At 69.8% G+C, this 16576-nt stretch carries 16 protein-coding genes; 1 reads left to right on the forward strand and 15 read right to left on the reverse strand.

The window, feature by feature from the left end:
* Nucleotides 1-193: 193 nt before the first annotated feature.
* From metK to pyrR, 13 genes are all read right to left on the reverse strand, one after another.
* Nucleotides 194-1402 carry a methionine adenosyltransferase gene (gene metK / locus QOL88_RS06515; protein WP_097215516.1) on the reverse strand — a complete coding sequence of 403 codons (1209 nt, stop codon included), beginning with the start codon at nt 1400-1402 and terminating at the stop codon, nt 194-196.
* Between the two features lie 237 nt (nt 1403-1639).
* Nucleotides 1640-2842: a bifunctional phosphopantothenoylcysteine decarboxylase/phosphopantothenate--cysteine ligase CoaBC gene (gene coaBC, locus QOL88_RS06520; RefSeq protein WP_097215517.1), complete on the reverse strand. Its 1203-nt coding sequence runs from the start codon at nt 2840-2842 to the stop codon at nt 1640-1642.
* Between the two features lie 114 nt (nt 2843-2956).
* A complete protein-coding gene (gene rpoZ, locus QOL88_RS06525; RefSeq protein WP_003988945.1) occupies nt 2957-3229 on the reverse strand; it encodes a DNA-directed RNA polymerase subunit omega in 273 nt (90 codons plus the stop codon).
* 68 nt (nt 3230-3297) lie between these two features.
* Nucleotides 3298-3891 carry a guanylate kinase gene (gmk, locus tag QOL88_RS06530; protein ID WP_097215518.1) on the reverse strand — a complete coding sequence of 198 codons (594 nt, stop codon included), beginning with the start codon at nt 3889-3891 and terminating at the stop codon, nt 3298-3300.
* 58 nt (nt 3892-3949) lie between these two features.
* Complete coding sequence (locus QOL88_RS06535; RefSeq protein WP_003977346.1) at nt 3950-4273, reverse strand: integration host factor; 324 nt, start codon at nt 4271-4273, stop codon at nt 3950-3952.
* Between the two features lie 277 nt (nt 4274-4550).
* Nucleotides 4551-5396 carry an orotidine-5'-phosphate decarboxylase gene (pyrF, locus tag QOL88_RS06540; RefSeq protein WP_097215519.1) on the reverse strand — a complete coding sequence of 282 codons (846 nt, stop codon included), beginning with the start codon at nt 5394-5396 and terminating at the stop codon, nt 4551-4553.
* The gene (locus QOL88_RS06545) at nt 5393-6499 is read right to left on the reverse strand and encodes a quinone-dependent dihydroorotate dehydrogenase (RefSeq protein ID WP_097215520.1); all 1107 of its coding nucleotides are present in this window, start codon (nt 6497-6499) and stop codon (nt 5393-5395) included. The genes pyrF and QOL88_RS06545 overlap by 4 nt, the downstream gene beginning before the upstream one ends.
* 70 nt (nt 6500-6569) lie before the next feature.
* Nucleotides 6570-9878, reverse strand: coding sequence for a carbamoyl-phosphate synthase large subunit (gene carB, locus QOL88_RS06550; RefSeq protein ID WP_097215521.1), 3309 nt, complete (start codon nt 9876-9878; stop codon nt 6570-6572).
* Complete coding sequence (carA, locus tag QOL88_RS06555; protein ID WP_097215522.1) at nt 9871-11013, reverse strand: glutamine-hydrolyzing carbamoyl-phosphate synthase small subunit; 1143 nt, start codon at nt 11011-11013, stop codon at nt 9871-9873. Before carA ends, carB begins: the two co-directional genes overlap by 8 nt.
* Nucleotides 11010-11579, reverse strand: a complete 570-nt coding sequence (locus QOL88_RS06560) for a PH-like domain-containing protein (protein WP_097215523.1) — start codon at nt 11577-11579, stop codon at nt 11010-11012. Before QOL88_RS06560 ends, carA begins: the two co-directional genes overlap by 4 nt.
* The gene (locus QOL88_RS06565) at nt 11576-12862 is read right to left on the reverse strand and encodes a dihydroorotase (RefSeq protein ID WP_097215524.1); all 1287 of its coding nucleotides are present in this window, start codon (nt 12860-12862) and stop codon (nt 11576-11578) included. The genes QOL88_RS06560 and QOL88_RS06565 overlap by 4 nt, the downstream gene beginning before the upstream one ends.
* 5 nt (nt 12863-12867) lie before the next feature.
* Complete coding sequence (locus QOL88_RS06570) at nt 12868-13845, reverse strand: aspartate carbamoyltransferase catalytic subunit (protein ID WP_097215525.1); 978 nt, start codon at nt 13843-13845, stop codon at nt 12868-12870.
* A gap of 100 nt (nt 13846-13945) precedes the next feature.
* Nucleotides 13946-14521, reverse strand: a complete 576-nt coding sequence (pyrR, locus tag QOL88_RS06575; RefSeq protein WP_097215526.1) for a bifunctional pyr operon transcriptional regulator/uracil phosphoribosyltransferase PyrR — start codon at nt 14519-14521, stop codon at nt 13946-13948.
* A gap of 266 nt (nt 14522-14787) precedes the next feature.
* Here pyrR and bldD point away from each other — a divergent pair, with 266 nt between their 5' ends.
* Complete coding sequence (gene bldD / locus QOL88_RS06580; protein ID WP_006131213.1) at nt 14788-15291, forward strand: transcriptional regulator BldD; 504 nt, start codon at nt 14788-14790, stop codon at nt 15289-15291.
* 233 nt (nt 15292-15524) lie between these two features.
* Here bldD and nusB read toward each other — a convergent pair whose 3' ends face one another.
* Entirely contained in the window at nt 15525-15959 is a 435-nt protein-coding gene (gene nusB / locus QOL88_RS06585) for a transcription antitermination factor NusB (protein WP_097215527.1), read from the reverse strand.
* A gap of 2 nt (nt 15960-15961) precedes the next feature.
* The gene (efp, locus tag QOL88_RS06590) at nt 15962-16528 is read right to left on the reverse strand and encodes an elongation factor P (RefSeq protein WP_031138970.1); all 567 of its coding nucleotides are present in this window, start codon (nt 16526-16528) and stop codon (nt 15962-15964) included.
* Between the last annotated feature and the right edge of the window lie 48 nt (nt 16529-16576).

Raw genomic sequence — 16576 nt, forward strand, 5'->3', positions numbered from 1 at the left:
AAGAGACGGGTGCGGCCCGCGTGAGGCGGGAGCGACCCACGTGAGGCGGAGTCGGCGGTGCGAGGCCCGGAGAGGACGGCGAGGCCCGGAGAGAACCGCGAAGCCCGGAGAGAACCGCGAGGCCCGGAGAGAACCGCGTAGCCCGGCCCCCCGAAGGGTGCCGGGCCTCACACGATGGCCTGAGGGACGGGACTTACAGCCCCGCGGCCGTGCGCAGCGCGTCCACGCGGTCCGTCCGCTCCCACGTGAACTCGGGGAGCTCGCGGCCGAAGTGGCCGTACGCGGCGGTCTGGGAGTAGATCGGGCGGAGCAGGTCGAGGTCGCGGATGATGGCGGCCGGGCGGAGGTCGAAGACCTCGTCGATCGCCTTCTCGATCTTCTCCGTGTCGATCTTGGCGGTGCCGAAGGTCTCGACGAACAGACCCACCGGCTCGGCCTTGCCGATCGCGTACGCGACCTGCACCTCGCAGCGGGTGGCGAGACCGGCGGCGACCACGTTCTTCGCGACCCAGCGCATCGCGTATGCCGCGGAGCGGTCGACCTTGGACGGGTCCTTGCCGGAGAAGGCACCGCCGCCGTGGCGGGCCATGCCGCCGTAGGTGTCGATGATGATCTTGCGGCCGGTCAGGCCGGCGTCGCCCATCGGGCCGCCGATCTCGAAACGGCCGGTGGGGTTGACCAGGAGACGGTAGTTCTCCGTGTCGATCTTGATGCCCTCGTCCAGAAGCGCCTTCAGCTCCGGCTCGACGACGAACTCCTTGATGTCCGGAGCCAGCAGCGATTCCAGGTCGATGTCCGAGGCGTGCTGCGAGGAGACGACGACGGTGTCCAGGCGGACCGCCTTGTCGCCGTCGTACTCGATGGTGACCTGCGTCTTGCCGTCCGGACGCAGGTAGGGGATCGTGCCGTTCTTGCGCACGTCGGACAGGCGCTTCGACAGGCGGTGGGCCAGGAAGATCGGCAGCGGCATCAGCGTCGGCGTCTCGTCCGTCGCGTAGCCGAACATCAGGCCCTGGTCGCCCGCGCCCTGCTTGTCGAGTTCGTCCTCGTCGCCCTCGACACGGGACTCGTACGCCGTGTCCACACCCTGGGCGATGTCCGGGGACTGCGCGCCGATCGACACCGACACGCCGCAGGAGGCGCCGTCGAAGCCCTTCTTGCTGGAGTCGTAGCCGATCTCGAGGATCTTGTTCCGGACCAGCGTCGCGATGTCCGCGTACGTCTTGGTCGTGACCTCGCCGGCCACGTGCACCAGGCCGGTCGTGATCAGGGTCTCGACGGCGACCCGGGAGGACGGGTCCTCGCGCAGGAGCGCGTCGAGAATGGTGTCGCTGATCTGGTCAGCGATCTTGTCGGGGTGACCCTCGGTCACGGACTCCGAGGTGAAAAGGCGACGGGACACAACGCTCCCTGGGGTTGCAGCGGCTGCTGGCTGATCATTGGCGGACGGCGGGGGCTGCACCCGGCGCCGTCCGTGGAACAGTTTACGGGTCACGCTTCGGCCACGGGCCCCCTGTCTCGCCACTCGGGAGTGCTGTGACCTGCGGCACGGGCATTCTGCCCAATGCCGAGCGACCTTGGCCAGAGGCGCCACGCCCCGATCGACCGGCTTTCGAGGGCGTGCAGGGCGTCCGAGGCATCAGCGCAGGCGCTCGGCCACCAGGTCCCACACGGTGTCGGCCAGGGCTTCCTTGGGTCCGTGCGCCACCGCGGTCTCGCTGCCGTCGGCGCCGAGCACGACCGCCTCGTTCTCCTCGGAACCGAAGGTCTTGCGCTCCCCCACCTCGTTCACGACGAGCAGATCGCAGCCCTTGCGCTTGAGCTTGGTGCGGCCGTTGGCGAGGACATCGTCCGTCTCGGCGGCGAAGCCGACGATCACCTGTCCGGCGCGGGCCCGGTCCCCGGAGATCTCCGCGAGGATGTCCGGATTCCGCACCAGGGTGATCGGCTCCGGTTCCTGGCCGTCCTTCTTCTTGATCTTCCCCGCCGCGTACGCCGCCGGGCGGAAGTCCGCCACAGCGGCCGCCATCACCACGGCGTCGGCCTCGGGGGCGGCCCGCAGCACCGCCTCACGCAGCTCCACGGCGGTGCCGACGGGGACGACGTCGACGCCCGCCGGGGCCGGCAGGATGCTGTTGGCCGCGATCAGTGTGACGCGGGCGCCGCGGGCGGCGGCGGTACGGGCGAGGGCGTAGCCCTGCTTGCCGGAGGAGCGGTTGCCGAGGAAGCGGACGGGGTCCAGGGGCTCACGGGTGCCGCCGGCGCTGACGACGACATGCCGGCCCTTGAGGTCGGGCGCGGTGACGCCCCGGGCCAGCACGCGGCGGCAGACCTCGAAGATCTCGCCCGGGTCGGGCAGCCGGCCCTTGCCGGTGTCGACGCCGGTGAGGCGGCCCACGGCCGGCTCGATGACAAGGGCGCCGCGGCGGCGCAACGTCGCCACGTTCTCCTGGGTGGCTGGGTGCTCCCACATCTCCGTGTGCATGGCGGGGGCGAAGACGACCGGGCAGCGGGCGGTGAGCAGCGTGTTGGTCAGGAGGTCGTCGGCGAGGCCGTGGGCCGCCTTGGCGAGCATGTCGGCGGTGGCCGGGGCGACGACGACCAGGTCCGCGTGCTGCCCGATGCGGACGTGCGGGACCTCGTGCACGTCGTCCCACACCGCGGTGGAGACCGGGTGGCCGGAGAGCGCGGACCAGGTCGCGGCGCCGACGAAGTGCAGCGCGGAGGCGGTGGGCACCACACGCACGTCGTGGCCCGACTCCGTCAGCCGCCGCAGCAGCTCACAGGCCTTGTACGCGGCGATGCCCCCGCTGACCCCCAGAACGACCTTCGGCTTGTCCACGTCTCTCCCCGGACCTCGGCAACCGGCACACCGTACGACTCCATGACACACCACAGGCCCGGCAGTCGGCCTGCCGGGCCTGTGGACAAGTCAGCGTCAAGCTGTAAATCCTACTTACTGCGCCGGGCCCTCGACGGCCTCGGACGTCAGGAGCCCCGCGTTGATCTCGCGGAGGGCGATCGAGAGCGGCTTCTCGTGGACGTGCGTGTCGACGAGGGGACCGACGTACTCGAGGAGACCCTCGCCGAGCTGCGAGTAGTACGCGTTGATCTGGCGGGCACGCTTGGCCGCGTAGATCACGAGGCTGTACTTCGAGTCGGTGGCCTCGAGGAGCTCGTCGATCGGCGGGTTGATGATGCCCTCGGGCGCGGAGATGGAAGAGGACACGCTCTACCTTCCGATGGATGGGAAAGAATCTGTCGGGTTGATCGGCCGACCGTAACGATCGGCGATGGTCACACGACGTCCATCAAGGCTAGCAGCTCACGAGCCACGTCCTCGACGGAGGTGTTGACCAGGGTGGTGTCGAACTCCGGCTCGGCCGCGAGTTCGATCTTCGCCGCTTCCAGCCGGCGCTCGATCACCTCGGGCGGTTCGGTGCCCCGCCCGGTGAGTCGGCGCACGAGCTCCTCCCAGGAGGGAGGAGCCAGGAACACCAGCTGGGCCTCGGGCATCGACTCGCGGACCAGGCGAGCGCCCTGGAGGTCGATCTCGAGGAGCACGGGCTCGCCGTTCTCCAGGCGCTCCTGCACGGCCGCTCGCGGCGTGCCGTAGCGATTGCCGGCGAACTCGGCCCACTCCAGCAGTTCCCCGTTGGCGATCAGCTTGTCCATCTCGTCGTCGGAGACGAAGAAGTAGTGGACTCCGTGCTGCTCGCCGGGCCGGGGCTTGCGTGTCGTCGCCGACACGGAGAGCCAGACCTCGGGGTGTTCCTTGCGCATATGGGCGACGACCGTGCTCTTGCCGACCCCGGAGGGGCCGGAGAGCACGGTCAGCCGCGGACGTACGTCCGGGGGTACGGGGGTCGTCCCCCGGGGTGTTGCAGCCATGCAGCGATTATCCAGCAATCGCGGAGTGCCCGGGACTCGCTTCCCCGGAGCGCCCGAATCAGGAGCCGGTACTGCCGAACTCGCGCTCCAGGGAGGCGATCTGGTTGGACCCGAGGCCCCGCACGCGGCGGCTCTCGGAGATACCGAGTCGCTCCATGATCTGCTTGGCGCGGACCTTGCCCACGCCCGGCAGCGACTCGAGGAGGGCGGAGACCTTCATCTTGCCGATGACGTCGTTCTCCTGGCCCTGCTTGATGACCTCGTGAAGGGAGGCGCCGGAGTGCTTGAGTCGATTCTTGACCTCGGCCCGCTCCCGGCGAGCCGCGGCGGCCTTTTCGAGCGCGGCTGCGCGCTGTTCAGGGGTAAGGGGCGGAAGAGCCACGCCTACGTCACCTCGGATGTCGAACTGTCGGATACGGACCGGTGAGGAACCTAGTCGCCCCACACCTGGGGAGCCACGAGCAACACACGCTTGCCCGTTCTCTCGTCGGAGACTAGCGGGCAAGTCCGCCAGAGTCAGCGAGAACAGCGGAAAAGTCCTGGTCAGCCTTCATCTGAACGGACATTTAGGACATAATGCCCCGGATTTGAGGATGTATTCAGACTCAAGCGGGTCCCCGACCACTCATCGGAGGTCTCACAAGAAGGTCTGGACCGCCTCACGAGGACGTCACGGCGTGACGGATCTCCTCCGCGAAGCGCTCGGCGGCGTCACGCAGAGCGACCGTGTCGGGACCGTGGCGTAGCACTCCCCTGCTGACGTTCGGCACGACGTTGCGCACCGCCGCCCCGAAGACCCCGGGAAGGTCGGCCGGCGTGGCGCCCTGGGCGCCGATGCCGGGTGCGAGGAGCGGGCCGTTGATGTCCAGGTCGTACGTCGACAGATCACCGAGGGTGGCGCCGACGACCGCGCCGAAGGACCCCAGGGGCTCCTCCCCCGCGTTCTCGGCGGCCAGGTGCGCGAGCATCGTCGCTCCGACGTTCCGGCCGTCGGGCCGCACGGCGTGCTGGACCTCGCCGCCCTCCGGGTTGGAGGTCAGCGCCAGCACGAACAGTCCCGCGCCGCTCTCCCGAGCCAGCGCGACGGCCGGGCCGAGCGATCCGTAGCCGAGGTACGGCGAGACCGTCAGGGCGTCGGAGAACAGCGGTGCGTCCTTGTGCAGGAAGGACTCGGCGTACGCGGCCATGGTCGAGCCGATGTCGCCGCGCTTGGCGTCCATCACGACCAGGGCGCCCGCCGCCCGGGCCTCGGCGACCGACTTCTCCAGCACGGCGACGCCGCGCGAGCCGAAGCGCTCGAAGAACGCGCTCTGCGGCTTGAGCACGGCGACCCGGTCGGCCACCGCCTCGACGACCGTGCGGCTGAACCGCTCCAGGCCCGCCACGTCGTCGTTCAGGCCCCACTCGGCGAGCAGGGAGGCATGCGGGTCGATGCCCACGCAGAGGGGGCCGCGCTCGTCCATGGCGCGGCGCAGGCGCACGCCGAAGGGTTCGAGACCACTCATGCCGTCTTCCTCACGTCGGCGCCCACCGCGTCGGCGAGCGTGGCGTAGGGGCTGGTGGCCAGGCGTGCGGCGAGCCCCTTGTGGATGGAGCGGCCCCAGAAGGGCCCCTCGTAGATGAAGGCGCTGTAGCCCTGGACCAGCGTGGCGCCGGCCAGGATGCGCTGCCAGGCGTCCTCGGCGTTCTCGATGCCGCCGACGCCCACCAGGGTGATCCGGTCGCCCACGCGCGCGTAGAGGCGACGCAGGACCTCCAGGGAGCGTTCCTTCAGGGGCGCCCCGGACAGACCGCCGGTCTCCTCGACCAGGGTGGGGTCGGACTTCAGGCCGAGTCCCTCGCGCGCGATGGTGGTGTTCGTGGCGATGATCCCGTCCAGGCCGAGCTCCACGGCGAGGTCGGCTACGGCGTCGACGTCCTCGTCGGCGAGATCCGGCGCGATCTTGACCAGGAGCGGGACGCGCCGCGCGGACACTGTGCGCTCGGCGGCCTCGCGGACGGCGCTCAGCAGGGGGCGGAGCGCCTCCGTCGCCTGGAGGTTGCGCAGGCCCGGCGTGTTCGGCGAGGAGACGTTGACGACCAGGTAGTCGGCGTACGGCGCGAGCCGCTCGGCGGACTTCACGTAGTCCGCGACGGCCTCCTCCTCGGGGACGACCTTGGTCTTGCCGATGTTGACGCCGACGACCGGCTTGAAGACGGGCGCGCGGGAGGCCAGGCGGGCGGCGACCCGGAGCGAGCCGTCGTTGTTGAAGCCCATGCGGTTGATCAGCGCCCGGTCCTTGACCAGGCGGAACAGCCGCTGCTTGGGGTTGCCGGGCTGTGGTTCGCCGGTCACGGTGCCGATCTCGACGTGGTCGAAGCCGAGCATGGCCATGCCGTCGATGCCGACGGCGTTCTTGTCGAAGCCCGCGGCGAGCCCGAAGGGGCCGTGCATGCGCAGACCGAGGGCATCGGTGCGCAGCTCCTTGTGCCGGGGCGCGAGGGCGGCGGCGAGGAAGGTGCGCAGCACGGGCACGCGGGCGGCCAGGCGGATCCAGCGGAAGGCCATGTGGTGGGCCTGCTCCGGGTCCAGCCTCTTGAAGAAGAGACGGAAGAAGATCTTGTACATGGTGTCCTCACGAGGACTCGGCGTCCTCACGAAGAGGGGGACACCGTTTCCGGTGTCCCCCTCGGGGCTGCTAGTCGCGGGCCGCGGTCAGGTGTTCCGCGTGTTCCTGGAGCGAGCGGACGCTCACGTCGCCGCGGTTGAGGGCGTCGATGCCCTGGACCGCCGCCGCGAGGGCCTGGACCGTCGTCAGACAGGGCACGGAGCGTGCCACCGCCGCCGTACGGATGTCGTAGCCGTCGAGGCGGCCACCGGTGCCGTACGGGGTGTTGACGATGAGGTCGACCTCGCCGTCGTGGATGAGCTGGACGATGGTCTTCTCGCCGTTCGGGCCGGTGCCCTCGGACTGCTTGCGCACGACGGTGGCGTTGATGCCGTTGCGCTTGAGGACCTCGGCGGTGCCGGACGTGGCGAGCAGCTCGAAGCCGTGCGCGACGAGCTCGCGGGCCGGGAAGATCATCGAGCGCTTGTCGCGGTTGGCGACCGAGATGAAGGCGCGTCCCTTGGTGGGCAGCGGTCCGTAGGCGCCTGCCTGCGACTTGGCGTACGCCGTGCCGAAGACGGAGTCGATGCCCATGACCTCACCGGTGGAACGCATCTCCGGGCCGAGGACCGTGTCGACGCCGCGGCCGTGGATGTCGCGGAAGCGCGACCACGGCATGACGGCCTCCTTGACGGAGATCGGCGCGTCCAGCGGCAGCTCACCGCCGTCGCCGTTGGCCGGGAGCAGGCCCTCGGCGCGCAGCTCGGCGATGGTCGCGCCGAGCGAGATGCGGGCGGCGGCCTTGGCCAGCGGCACCGCCGTCGCCTTCGAGGTGAAGGGGACGGTCCGGGACGCGCGCGGGTTGGCCTCCAGGACGTAGAGGATGTCGCCGGCGAGCGCGAACTGGATGTTGATCAGGCCGCGGACCCCGACGCCCTTGGCGATGCCCTCCGTGGAGGCGCGCAGGCGCTTGATGTCGAATCCGCCGAGCGTGATCGGGGGCAGGGCGCACGCCGAGTCGCCGGAGTGGATGCCGGCCTCCTCGATGTGCTCCATGACGCCGCCGAGGTAGAGCTCCTCGCCGTCGTAGAGGGCGTCGACGTCGATCTCGATCGCGTCGTCGAGGAACCGGTCGACGAGGACCGGCCGCGAGGGGCTGATCTCGGTCGACTCGGCGATGTACGCCTCCAGGCGCGTCTCGTCATAGACGATCTCCATGCCGCGCCCGCCGAGGACGTAGGACGGGCGGACGAGGACCGGGTAGCCGATCTCGTCGGCGATGGTCTTGGCCTCGGCGAAGGTGGTGGCGGTGCCGTGCTTGGGGGCCGGGAGGCCGGCCTCCGCCAGGACCCGGCCGAAGGCGCCCCGGTCCTCGGCGGCGTGGATGGCCTCCGGGGAGGTGCCGACGATCGGTACGCCGTTGTCCTTCAGCGCCTGCGACAGCCCCAGCGGGGTCTGGCCGCCGAGCTGCACGACGACGCCCGCGACCGGTCCGGCCTGCTGCTCGGCGTGCACGATCTCCAGCACGTCCTCGAGCGTCAGCGGCTCGAAGTACAGGCGGTCGGAGGTGTCGTAGTCCGTGGAGACGGTCTCCGGGTTGCAGTTGACCATCACGGTCTCGTACCCGGCGTCGCTGAGCGCGAAGGAGGCGTGGACGCAGGAGTAGTCGAACTCGATGCCCTGGCCGATGCGGTTCGGGCCGGAGCCCAGGATGATGACGGCCGGCTTCTCGCGGGAGGCGACCTCCGTCTCCTCGTCGTAGGAGGAGTAGAAGTACGGCGTCTTCGCGGCGAACTCGGCGGCGCAGGTGTCGACCGTCTTGTAGACCGGGCGGATGCCGAGCGCGTGCCGGACCTCGCGGACGACGTCCTCGCGCAGGCCGCGGATCTCGCCGATCTGCTGGTCGGAGAAGCCGTGCCGCTTGGCCTCGCCCAGCAGGTCGGTGGTCAGCTCGGGGGCCTCGGCCAGCTCGTCGGCGATCTCCTTGATGAGGAAGAGCTGGTCGACGAACCAGGGGTCGATCTTCGTGTATTCGAAGACCTCCTCGGGCGTGGCGCCGGCGCGGATGGCCTGCATGACGGTGTTGATGCGGCCGTCGGTGGGACGGACCGCGTCGCGCAGCAGCTGGTCCTTGTCGCCCGGCTCACCGACGAAGGTGAACTGGCTGCCCTTCTTCTCCAGCGAGCGCAGCGCCTTCTGGAAGGCCTCGGTGAAGTTGCGGCCGATGGCCATGGCCTCGCCGACCGACTTCATCGTGGTGGTGAGGGTGGAGTCGGCGCTCGGGAACTTCTCGAAGGCGAATCGCGGGGCCTTCACGACCACGTAGTCGAGCGTGGGCTCGAAGGAGGCCGGGGTCTCCTGCGTGATGTCGTTGGGGATCTCGTCCAGCGTGTAGCCGACGGCGAGCTTGGCGGCGATCTTGGCGATCGGGAAGCCGGTCGCCTTGGAGGCGAGCGCCGAGGAGCGGGAGACGCGCGGGTTCATCTCGATGACGATGACCCGGCCGTCCTCGGGGTTCACCGCGAACTGGATGTTGCAGCCGCCGGTGTCGACGCCGACCTCGCGGATGATCGCGATGCCGACGTCGCGCAGCACCTGGTACTCGCGGTCGGTCAGCGTCATCGCGGGCGCCACGGTGATCGAGTCACCGGTGTGGACGCCCATGGGGTCGAAGTTTTCGATGGAGCAGACGACCACGACATTGTCGTTCTTGTCGCGCATCAGCTCCAGCTCGTACTCCTTCCAGCCGAGGATGGACTCCTCCAGGAGCACCTCGGTGGTCGGGGAGAGCGTGAGCCCCTGGCCGGCGATGCGGCGCAGCTCCTCCTCGTCGTGCGCGAAGCCGGAGCCGGCGCCGCCCATGGTGAAGGACGGGCGGACGACGACCGGGTACCCGCCGAGCTCCTCGACGCCCTTGAGGACGTCGTCCATGGAGTGGCAGATGTACGAGCGGGCCGACTCGCCGTGCCCGATCTTCTTGCGGACCTCCTCGACGACCTCCTTGAACAGGTCGCGGTCCTCGCCCTTGTTGATGGCCTCCACATTGGCGCCGATCAGCTCGACGCCGTACTTCTCCAGGACGCCGTTGCCGTGCAGCGAGATCGCGGTGTTCAGCGCCGTCTGGCCGCCCAGGGTGGGCAGGAGCGCGTCGGGGCGCTCCTTGGCGATGATCTTCTCGACGAACTCGGGGGTGATCGGCTCGACGTAGGTGGCGTCGGCGATCTCCGGGTCGGTCATGATCGTCGCCGGGTTGGAGTTCACCAGGACGACCCTGAGGCCCTCGGCCTTCAGGACGCGGCACGCCTGGGTGCCGGAGTAGTCGAACTCGGCGGCCTGGCCGATGACGATCGGGCCGGAGCCGATGACCAGGACGGACTGGATATCGGTGCGCTTAGGCACGCTGGCCCTCCATCAGGGAAACGAAGCGGTCGAACAGGTAGGCGGCGTCGTGCGGGCCGGCTGCCGCTTCGGGGTGGTACTGGACGCTGAAGGCGGGGCGGTCGAGGAGCTGGAGCCCCTCCACCACGTTGTCGTTCAGGCAGACGTGGGACACCTCGGCGCGGCCGAACGGGGTCTCGGAGACCTTCTCGAGCGGGGCGTCGACGGCGAAGCCGTGGTTGTGCGCGGTGACCTCGACCTTGCCGGTCGTGCGGTCCTGCACCGGCTGGTTGATGCCGCGGTGGCCGTACTTCAGCTTGAAGGTTCCGAAGCCGAGCGCGCGGCCGAGGATCTGGTTGCCGAAGCAGATGCCGAACAGCGGCGTGCCGCGCTCCAGGACGCCCCGCATCACGGAGACGGGGTGGTCGGCGGTGGCCGGGTCGCCCGGGCCGTTGGAGAAGAACACGCCGTCCGGGTTCACCGCGTAGACGTCCTCGACGGTCGCGGTGGCCGGGAGCACGTGCACCTCGATGCCGCGCTCGGCCATGCGGTGCGGGGTCATGCCCTTGATGCCGAGGTCGACGGCGGCGACGGTGAACTTCTTCTCGCCGATGGCCGGGACGACGTACGGCTCGGTGGTGGCGACCTCGGCGGAGAGGTTCGCGCCCTTCATCTGCGGGGCTTCCTGGACGCGGGCCAGCAGTGCGGCGTCGTCCCGGACGGCGTCGCCGCTGAAGATGCCGACGCGCATGGCGCCGCGCTCGCGCAGGTGGCGGGTGAGGGCGCGGGTGTCGATGCCGCTGATGCCGACGACGCCCTGGGCATCGAGCTCCTCGTCCAGCGTGCGCCGGGAGCGCCAGTTGGACGGCACGCGCGCGGGGTCGCGCACGACGTAACCGGAGACCCAGATCTTCCGGGACTCCATGTCCTCGTCGTTCACGCCCGTGTTCCCGACGTGCGGGGCGGTCATCACCACGACCTGGCGGTGGTAGGAGGGGTCGGTGAGAGTCTCCTGGTAGCCGGTCATGCCGGTGGAGAACACCGCTTCGCCGAAGGTCTCCCCCACGGCCCCGTAGGCACGGCCGCGGAAGATCCGGCCGTCCTCCAGGACGAGTACGGCGGGAGTCCTGGCAGCTCCCCTGGTGGAGGTGGTCATCGTTCGACGCCTTCCCTGGTGTTCGTTTCGATCATGGAGTTGATGGCCTCGACCCACTCGGTGTGCTCGGCCGCGTGGTCGGAGCGGAACCCGGAGTCGATCAGCCGGTCGCCGTGCTCCCAGGTGACGATCAGCAGGCCGCCCTCGGTGAGGACCTTGCCGGCGATGCCCTTGTCGAGCCGGGCCTCGCGCAGCTGTGCGGCCGGGACGAAGAAGTCGCTCGCCCCGGGGCGTACGACGTCGAGTCCGGCGTCCGTGAGGGTGAGCTCGGCCCGGCTGCGGGTGCCCAGGCCCTGGGCGACGATGCGGTCGAGCCACTGACCGGCGGTGGTGGAGCCGTGGTAGCGGCCGCTCAGGCTCAGCTTCTCGGGGCCCGGGTCGGCCGGGGTGGTGGGCAGCTCGGGCAGATCGCCCTGGAGGGTGCCGCGCCACTTCCAGCCCTCGCGCATCAGCCAGTAGACGAGCGCGACGAACAGGCCGAGGCCGACGACCCAGCCGATGCGGGCGGCCCAGTCGGTCACTTGCGCCGATTCCTTCTCGGCGGCCAGCAGGAGTACAGGTGTCACGTGAGCTTCCCGTCGACGAGCGTGGCCTTGCCCCGCAGCCACGTGTGCGTCACACGGCCCGGCAGCTCACGCCCCTCGTAGGGGGTGTTGCGGCTGCGTGAGGCGAAGCCCGCGGGTTCCACGAGCCCACGGTATGCCGTGTCGACCAGGGTGAGGTTGGCGGGCTCACCTGCCGAGACGGGACGTCCGTGGCCCGTGGCCTGTCCGATCCGCGCGGGCTGGACGGACATCCGGTCGGCGACGCCGGCCCAGTCCAGCAGGCCTGTGTCGACCATGGTCTCCTGCACCACCGACAGGGCCGTCTCCAGGCCGACCATGCCCATGGCGGCCGCGGCCCACTCGCAGTCCTTGTCCTCGTGCGGGTGCGGGGCGTGGTCGGTGGCGACGATGTCGATCGTGCCGTCGGCGAGCGCCTCGCGCAGGGCCATGACATCGCGCTCGGTGCGCAGCGGCGGGTTGACCTTGTAGACGGGGTTGTAGGTGCGGACCAGCTCGTCCGTGAGGAGGAGGTGGTGCGGGGTGACCTCGGCGGTGACGGCGATGCCGCGGGACTTGGCCCAACGGACGATCTCGACGGATCCGGCGGTCGACAGGTGGCAGATGTGGACGCGGGAGCCGACGTGGTCGGCGAGCAGGACATCCCGGGCGATGATCGATTCTTCGGCCACCGCGGGCCAGCCCCCGAGGCCCAGCTCGGCGGAGACGATGCCCTCGTTCATCTCGGCGCCCTCGGTCAGCCGCGGCTCCTGCGCGTGCTGGGCGACGACACCGCCGAAGGCCTTCACGTACTCCAGGGCCCGGCGCATGATCACGGCGTCGTGGACGCACTTGCCGTCGTCGGAGAAGACGGTGACGCCGGCGGCGGACTCGTGCATGGCGCCCAGCTCGGCGAGCTTCTTGCCCTCCAGGCCGACGGTGACCGCGCCGATCGGCTGGACGTCGCAGTAGCCGTGCTCCTTGCCGAGCCGCCAGACCTGCTCGACGACACCGGCGGTGTCGGCGACCGGGAAGGTGTTGGCCATGGCGAACACGGTGGTGTAACCGCCGGATGCCGCGGCCCGGGTGCCGGTGAGGACGGTCTCGGAGTCCTCACGGCCGGGCTCGCGCAGATGGGTGTGCAGGTCGACCAGGCCCGGCAGCAGCACCTTGCCCGCGGCCTCGACGACCTCCGCGCCTTCGGCCGACAGCCCGCTGCCGACCTCCGCGATCGTCCCGCCGTCGATCAGCACGTCCTGCGGCTCGCCGCCGAGCACCTTCGCACCACGGATCAGGATCTTGCTCATCTGTCTTACTTCTCCTCGGTGCGGGGGTGGGTGACGGCGGGTTCGTTCCCACCGAGCAGCAGGTACAGGACGGCCATCCGGATGGACACTCCGTTTGCGACCTGCTCGACGACGGTGCAGCGGTCGGAGTCGGCGACCTCGGCGGTGATCTCCATGCCGCGGACCATCGGGCCGGGGTGCATCACGATGGCGTGCTCGGGCATCCGCGCCATGCGGTCGCCGTCGAGGCCGTAGCGCCGGGAGTACTCGCGCTCGGTCGGGAAGAAGGCGGCGTTCATGCGCTCGCGCTGGACGCGCAGCATCATCACCGCGTCGGACTTGGTCAGCGTGCTGTCGAGGTCGTAGGAGACCTCGCAGGGCCAGGTCTCGATGCCGACCGGCAGCAGGGTGGGCGGGGCGACGAGGGTGACCTCGGCGCCGAGGGTGTGCAGCAGGTCGACGTTGGAGCGGGCGACCCGGCTGTGCAGGACGTCGCCGACGAGCGTGATGCGCTTGCCCTCGAGGTCCTGGCCGAGTCCGGCGTCCGGCCCGATCAGGCGGCGGCGCATGGTGAAGGCGTCGAGCAGGGCCTGGGTGGGGTGCTGGTGGGTGCCGTCGCCGGCGTTGACGACGACGGCGTCGATCCAGCCGGAGTTGGCGAGGCGGTACGGGGCTCCGGAGGCGCCGTGCCGGATGACCACGGCGTCGACGCCCATGGCCTCCAGGGTCTGGGCGGTGTCCTTCAGGGACTCGCCCTTGGAGACGCTGGAGCCCTTGGCGGTGAAGTTGATGACGTCCGCGGACAGCCGCTTCTCGGCTGCCTCGAAGGAGATCCGGGTCCGGGTGGAGTCCTCGAAGAAGAGGTTGACGATCGTGCGGCCGCGCAGGGTCGGCAGCTTCTTGATCGGCCGGTCGGCGACCCGGGCCATCTCCTCGGCGGTGTCGAGGATCAGGACGGCGTCGTCGCGGGTGAGGTCGGCGGCCGAGATGAGATGACGCTGCATCTGTCAGGCTCCGTAAGGCAGTTCATTCGGGAGAATTGGGGCAGACGGGCGCGCGAGGGCGCGACTAGCGGGCGTACGACGGCGGCGTACGCCGGGAGCGCTACTGAGAGGTCGGCTTGGCACCGAGCAGCACGGTGTCGCGACCGTCCTCCTCGGCGAGCTGGACCTTGACCGTCTCCCGCAACGACGTGGGGAGGTTCTTGCCGACGTAGTCGGCGCGGATGGGCAGTTCGCGGTGTCCGCGGTCGACGAGGACGGCGAGCTGCACCGCGCGCGGGCGCCCGATGTCGTTCAGGGCGTCGAGGGCGGCGCGGATGGTGCGGCCGGAGAAGAGCACGTCGTCGACGAGGACGACGAGCTTGCCGTCGAGGCCGTCACCGGGGATCTCGGTGCGGGCCAGCGCACGCGGCGGGTGCATGCGCAGGTCGTCGCGGTACATGGTGATGTCCAGCGAGCCGCACGGAACCTTGCGCTCGGTGATCTGCTCGAGCTTGTCGGCGATCCGCCGGGCGAGGAAGACGCCCCGGGTCGGAATGCCGAGGAGCACCACGTCGTCGGCGCCCTTGGCGCGTTCGACGATCTCGTGGGCGATGCGGGTCAGTACCCGCGCGATGTCGGGCCCTTCGAGAACGGGCCGGGCATCGGACTGCGTGTCATGCGTGTCGTGCGAGTCCATAAGAAACGGACCTCCTTCTCCGCCTCACGGGACGGACCTTAAAGGACGTCGGGATTGCGCCATACACGGTAGCAGGTCCTCGCGGTCGCCCGTATGGCCCCCTCGGATCACCCACTCGGCCTAACGGAACGCCGATACCACGGAAGAGTCGGTGCGGACCATTCGGCTTGACGCGGCAGAGTAACGCTGCGTAACCTCACAGTGAGTTACCAGCCGCGCGGCCTGGCATCCACGCCAGACGCGTCGACACAGTGCCGGGGAGCTATATGTCCAGCGAATACGCCAAACAGCTCGGGGCCAAGCTCCGGGCGATCCGCACCCAGCAGGGCCTTTCCCTCCACGGTGTCGAGGAGAAGTCCCAGGGCCGCTGGAAGGCGGTCGTGGTCGGTTCGTACGAGCGTGGCGACCGTGCCGTGACCGTGCAGCGCCTTGCCGAGCTGGCGGACTTTTACGGCGTTCCGGTGCAGGAGCTGCTTCCGGGCACGACCCCGGGCGGCGCCGCCGAGCCGCCGCCGAAGCTGGTCCTGGACCTGGAGCGGCTGGCCACGGTGCCGGCCGAGAAGGCGGGCCCTCTTCAGCGCTACGCGGCCACGATCCAGTCGCAGCGCGGTGACTACAACGGCAAGGTGCTGTCGATCCGCCAGGACGACCTGCGCACACTCGCCGTCATCTACGACCAGTCGCCCTCGGTCCTCACGGAGCAGCTGATCAGCTGGGGTGTCCTGGACGCGGACGCGCGCCGCGCGGTGGCCTCCCACGAGGACGCCTGACCCGCTCGGCGGGTCCAGCAGAAACGTGCCGCCGGGGTGGCCGAGACCGATTGGTTCTCGGCCACCCCGGCGTCGTTGTGCGGCTCTGACATCCCTGCGCGGCACGAGGACGTACGGGAACGCACCCCGGCGTCGTTGTGCGGCTCTGGCACCCCTGCGCCGCACGAGGACGTACGGGAACGCCGGAGGGCCCGCAGCGGTGACGCTGCGGGCCCTCCGGCATGTGGTCCGTCTCAGACCTCGTCGCGGCGGAGCGAGGGCTTGAGCTCCTTGAACCGGCCGAGCAGGCCGTTCACGAACGAGGGCGACTCGTCCGTGGAGAACTCCTTCGCGAGCTGCACCATCTCGTCGAGGACGACGGCGTCCGGCGTCGCGTCGACCCAGATCAGCTCGTAGGCGCCGAGCCGCAGGATGTTGCGGTCGACGACGGGCATCCGGTCGAGGGTCCAGCCGACGGCGTACTGCGCGATCAGCTCGTCGATGCGCTTCGCGTGCTCCGCGTAGCCCTCGACCAGCTCCATCGTGTACTCGCTGACCGGCGGCTGCCGGGTGTCCGCCCGGGAGAGCCGGACCCAGTCCGCGAGGACGGTCAGCACCTCGACGCCGCGCTGGTCCCCCTCGAAGAGGATCTGGAAGGCGCGCTTACGGGCCGTGTTGCGGGCAGCCACGGTTAGCTGTTCACCCGGCCGAGGTAGTCGCTGGTGCGGGTGTCGACCTTGATCTTCTCACCGGTGGTGATGAAGAGCGGCACGTTGATCTGGTGGCCGGTCTCCAGGATGGCGGGCTTGGTGCCCCCGGTGGAGCGGTCGCCCTGGACACCCGGCTCGGTCTCCTGGATGACGAGCTCGACGGCGGCCGGCAGCTCGACGAAGAGCACCTCGCCCTCGTGCTGCGCGACGGTGGCGGTGAAGCCCTCGATCAGGAAGTTCGCGGCGTCGCCGACGGCCTTCCTGTCGACGTGCAGCTGGTCGTAGGTCTCCATGTCCATGAAGACGAAGTACTCGCCGTCCATGTAGGAGAACTGCATGTCGCGCTTGTCGACGGTGGCCGTTTCGACCTTGACGCCGGCGTTGAAGGTCTTGTCGACGACCTTGCCGGAGAGCACGTTCTTGAGCTTGGTGCGCACGAAGGCCGGGCCCTTGCCGGGCTTGACGTGCTGGAACTCGACGACGGACCAGAGCTGGCCGCCTTCGAGCTTGAGCACCATGCCGTTCTTGAGGTCGTTCGTGGAAGCCACGGTTGCGGAATCTCCTGGACTGACGTACGACCCTGGGGCACGCACCTG

The organism is Streptomyces sp. Ag82_O1-12 (assembly GCF_900182715.1).
GTDB lineage: Bacteria > Actinomycetota > Actinomycetes > Streptomycetales > Streptomycetaceae > Streptomyces > Streptomyces massasporeus.

Bases quoted from the DNA above. Each gene is read 5' to 3' on its own strand.
- gmk (WP_097215518.1), bottom strand. From the start codon at position 3,891: ATGGCTGCAACACCCCGGGGGACGACCCCCGTACCCCCGGACGTACGT.
- pyrF (WP_097215519.1), bottom strand. From the start codon at position 5,396: ATGAGTGGTCTCGAACCCTTCGGCGTGCGCCTGCGCCGCGCCATGGAC.
- QOL88_RS06545 (WP_097215520.1), bottom strand. From the start codon at position 6,499: ATGTACAAGATCTTCTTCCGTCTCTTCTTCAAGAGGCTGGACCCGGAG.
- carA (WP_097215522.1), bottom strand. From the start codon at position 11,013: ATGACCACCTCCACCAGGGGAGCTGCCAGGACTCCCGCCGTACTCGTC.
- QOL88_RS06565 (WP_097215524.1), bottom strand. From the start codon at position 12,862: ATGAGCAAGATCCTGATCCGTGGTGCGAAGGTGCTCGGCGGCGAGCCG.
- QOL88_RS06570 (WP_097215525.1), bottom strand. From the start codon at position 13,845: ATGCAGCGTCATCTCATCTCGGCCGCCGACCTCACCCGCGACGACGCC.
- pyrR (WP_097215526.1), bottom strand. From the start codon at position 14,521: ATGGACTCGCACGACACGCATGACACGCAGTCCGATGCCCGGCCCGTT.
- bldD (WP_006131213.1), top strand. From the start codon at position 14,788: ATGTCCAGCGAATACGCCAAACAGCTCGGGGCCAAGCTCCGGGCGATC.